Source organism: Actinomycetota bacterium (assembly GCA_005774595.1).
GTDB lineage: Bacteria > Actinomycetota > Coriobacteriia > Anaerosomatales > D1FN1-002 > D1FN1-002.
Window position 1 is genome coordinate 1 of sequence record VAUM01000189.1, and the last position, 3,804, is coordinate 3,804.

The 3,804-nt window shown below is 72.1% G+C and carries 5 protein-coding genes; all 5 read left to right on the forward strand.

What is annotated here, in order from left to right; translation table 11 throughout:
• Window positions 1-201: 201 nt before the first annotated feature.
• Window positions 202-1,395, forward strand: a complete 1,194-nt coding sequence (locus FDZ70_07580; protein ID TLM73634.1) for a sensor histidine kinase — start codon at window positions 202-204, stop codon at window positions 1,393-1,395.
• Window positions 1,396-2,031 (forward strand): response regulator transcription factor, encoded by a 636-nt coding sequence (locus FDZ70_07585; GenBank protein ID TLM73635.1) that lies wholly within the window; start codon window positions 1,396-1,398, stop codon window positions 2,029-2,031.
• A gap of 207 nt (window positions 2,032-2,238) precedes the next feature.
• Window positions 2,239-2,406, forward strand: a complete 168-nt coding sequence (locus FDZ70_07590; GenBank protein ID TLM73636.1) for a Flp family type IVb pilin — start codon at window positions 2,239-2,241, stop codon at window positions 2,404-2,406.
• A gap of 55 nt (window positions 2,407-2,461) precedes the next feature.
• Window positions 2,462-2,935 (forward strand): hypothetical protein, encoded by a 474-nt coding sequence (locus FDZ70_07595; protein TLM73637.1) that lies wholly within the window; start codon window positions 2,462-2,464, stop codon window positions 2,933-2,935.
• Between the two features lie 7 nt (window positions 2,936-2,942).
• Window positions 2,943-3,804 (forward strand): hypothetical protein (locus tag FDZ70_07600; protein TLM73638.1); only part of this gene is annotated, 862 nt, incomplete at its 3' end.

Below are 3,804 nucleotides of genomic sequence, written 5' to 3' on the forward strand. Positions count from 1 at the left end.
CCTCGGGAGCCAACGTGCGGGACTACTGCTTACCGAGGGCTACTCTCTGCCGGGCGAGAGCGAGTCGTTCATCCGCGCGCGGTCGACTTCCATCCAGCGCGTGCGGGCGTTCGGCGGTCCGGCGGCGATCTCGAACGGCGTGCTCGTGAGGGCCTCCTCGCTCTGACCGAGGTGCCGGGCCCGGCGTGATTCGCCACGGGCGTGTCGGGGGATGCTCCCGTACAGGTCCACGCACGGGAGGCGGGCTTGCGCAAGGCGCTCGCGGTGCGTCACATCATCGGCGGCTCGGGCCGCACGGACCTCATCGCGCTGCTGAACGAGGTCGCCACGGCGGTCGGCTCGAAGCGGCACGTCGACGAGGTGCTGGATGCCGTCGTCGGGTCGGCCAAGCGTGTCACGGACACGAGCAAGGCGATCCTGTGCCTCTTCGACGAGTGGGCGTCGCCGGGTGGCGAACCGGTGGTCGCCGCCGTCCGCGGACGCCGCGACGAGTTCCCGGAGTCGTGGTGGTCAGCGGAGCTCGAGCGCCTCGCGCCGCTCGCGATCGAGGCCGGACAGCCGATCGTGGAGATGCTGCCGAGTCACGACGCGTGGTTCCTCACGGCGCCCGTCCGCATCGGGCCCGACGTGCTCGGCGTGATTGCGGCGATCAACTCGAAGCAGGCTCGGTTCACCGAGGAGCAGATCGCGTTCTTCGCCACCCTTGCCACCTTCGCCGCGACCGCCATCGAGAGCGCGCGGCTCGCCGAGGAGACGCAGTTCGTGCTCCTCGCGAGCGAGCGCGAGCGCATCGCGCGGGAGATCCACGACGGCGTCTCGCAGTCGCTGTTCGGTGTGTCGATCGGGCTCGAGGTCGCGCGGCGCCAGGTCGGCCGCGACCCCGCCGGAGCCGCCGTCCGGCTCGAGGAGATGCAGGAGCAGGTGGCCGGCTGTCTCGCCGAGCTTCGGCGCGTGGTCTACGACCTGCGGCCGCTGAAGCTGCAGGAACTCGGGCTCGTCGGCGCGATCGAGTACTGGCTGAGCGAGGTCACGGTGGGCCGCGGCCCGTCGGGCCGGCTCGAGGTCGAGGGCGAGGCGCTGCCGCTGCCGGCGCGCACCGAGGCGTGCCTGTACCGCGTCGCGAAGGAGGCCGTCGCCAACGTCGTGAAGCACTCGGAGGCGCAGTCGTTCGTCGTGCGCCTGTCCTATCTGGGCGACTCGGTGCGCCTCGAGGTCACTGACGACGGCCACGGTTTCCGCCCGGAAGAGGCGCTCGAGCGCGCGGAGGGCGGCGACTCGCTCGGCCTGAAGAGCATCCGTGACCGCGTCGAGGCCGAGCGCGGCAGGATCGACATCCGGTCGGTCCCCGGCGAAGGCACCGCGATCACGGTGGTCCTCGAGGCGGCGGAGGCGTAGATGGATCCGATCAGGGTCTTCATCGCGGACGACCACGGGATCGTGCGGCTGGCGTTGCGCACCCTGCTGGAGGCGGAACCCGATCTCGAGGTGTGCGGCGAGGCGGGCGACGGCGAGCGCACGGTGCGTGAGGTCGCCGAGGTCACGCCCGACGTCCTGCTGCTCGACATGCGGATGGGCGAGGTCAACGGCGTGGAGGTGTGCCGGCGCGTGAAGTCGCTGGCGCCGGACGTGCGTGTGCTCGTGCTCACGAGCTTCGACGGCGACGAGGAGCTGTTCGGCGTGCTGTCGGCGGGCGCGAACGGGTACCTGCTCAAGGACGCGCGGCCCGAGGTGGTCGTGCAGGCGGTGCGGTCCGTGGCCGCCGGCCAGTCGGTGTTCGACAGTGGCGTCGCCGCGCGCGTGATCGGCCGCCGCGACGCGCCGGACCCGGCGGAAGGCCTGTCCGCGCGGGAACTCGAGGTCCTGCGGCTGATGGCCGCGGGCCGCAGCAACCGCGACATCGGCGCCGCGCTGTGGATCTCCGAGACCACGGTCAAGACGCACGTCTCGCACATCCTGCGCAAGCTGGGAGCCGCGGACCGCACGCAGGCGGTCGTGGCGGCCGCGAAGGCCGGCATCGTCGAGATCCGGTAGCGGCGCCCGCCGGACCGGCGGCGCATCATCCTCCGGTATGACCCCGGAACGGCACCGGGGTACCCCCCAATCATCCGCAGCGGTGGACTGTGGGCAGCCTCCATTGGCGACACTCTCTCTAGACGGTCGCATTGCGGGCCGTAGGCTTCGGGGATCGGGCGCACCGGCACCGACGCGGCCCGGCCCCCAAGAGAGGAGGTGCCCGCCATGTACGCATTCCTCGCCAAGAGGCTCATCGCCGAGGAGGGTGCGACCGCAGTCGAGTACGGCCTGATGGTCGCCCTCATCGCGGTCGTGATCATCGCGGCCGTGACGCTCCTGGGCTCGAACCTCGCCGCAATGTTCGAGCGGATCGCCGGCGCCATCGGCGGCTAGCTTCCGAACGGGCTTCCTCGGCGCCGGCCGGCGCAGTCCGCAGCGACCGGCGCCGATGTGTCGCTCCAGGGGTTCGCACGAGAGGAGAGCGACCCCCATGTACCTCGGTTCCGTCATACTGCGCGACTCGAAGGCGGCCTGCTCCGAACGCGGGGCGGCCGCCGTCGAGTTCGCACTCGTCGCGATGCTGCTCATCCTGCTGCTCGTCGGCTCGCTGCAGTTCGGCCTGATCTTCAACCGCTGGCTGATGGCCGAGCATGCGGCCCGCGAGGGCGTGCGGTGGGCGAGCCTGCGCAACCCGGCGGGCGCCGTGCGTGCGCAGGCGATCGCGGCGTCACCGGGCCTGGACCTCGGGGCGGGCGACGTGAGCGTGTCGCCGGGCGATCCCACGGCCGCGCTTCCCGGCACGCCCGCCACCGTCATCGTGCGGACGACGGTGCCGATCTTCGTGCCCATCGTGGACGGGTTCCTCGGCGAGAACCCCGGCGGCTTCCCGCTGACCGCGTCCGCCACCCAGAGGATCGAGTGAGCCGGCCATGCGCGCGCGCCTGACACGAAGGTTCCGTGACGACACGGGCGCGGCCGCCGCGGTCGTGGCGATCTTCTTCATCGCCGCGCTGCTGATGGCCGCGGTCGTCGTGGACGTCGGCTACCTGTACGATGCGCGCCGCCAGCTGCAGGCCGCCGCCGACGCGGGCGCGCTCGCCGGCTGCCAGGAACTCGTCCGCACCGACGACCCCGCCGCCGCCACGGCGCTCGCGAGCCAGTACGCGCAGGCGAACGCCAACGGAGCGGCGATCGATCTGGTCGTCGACGACGTCGAGGTCGACACGGGCGAGTACTCGGTGCGCGTCTCGGTCAGCCGCGCGACGCCGGTGTTCTTCGCGCGGATGCTCGGGCCGGCGTCACGCCGCGTGGTCGCGGTGGCCAAGGCCCGCAAGTGGGCTCTGGCCGGCGGACGCTACCTCGTGCCGTGGGCCATCCCGATCATCCGCCACGTCGACCGCGTGGAAGCGTGGGTCGGCAACGGCTCGCCGACGGTGCTGGGAGAGGCGGGCGCGCTGCACTGGTCGGGCTCGGTGCCCGCGCCGGCAGCCGGGACGTCCGCCGACGTGTTCGTGCGCGTCTACAACGACTACGGCGTGCCCGAGATGCTCGTCGAGAGCTCGGGCTCCAAGACCGAGGACGCGCCGGTCGCGCGCGTGACCGGATTCACGCCGTCCGGCGGCCTCGCGTCACTGACGCTGTCGGACGACTTCCTGTCCAGCAACGGCAGCGGGCGGTACTTCCCGGTGACGCTGGCAGCCGAGACCGTCCAGCCCCAGACCGGCATGACGGCCACGATCGGCAAGGCGAAGTACCCGATGACGGACGCCGGCGGCGGCACGCGCTGGACGC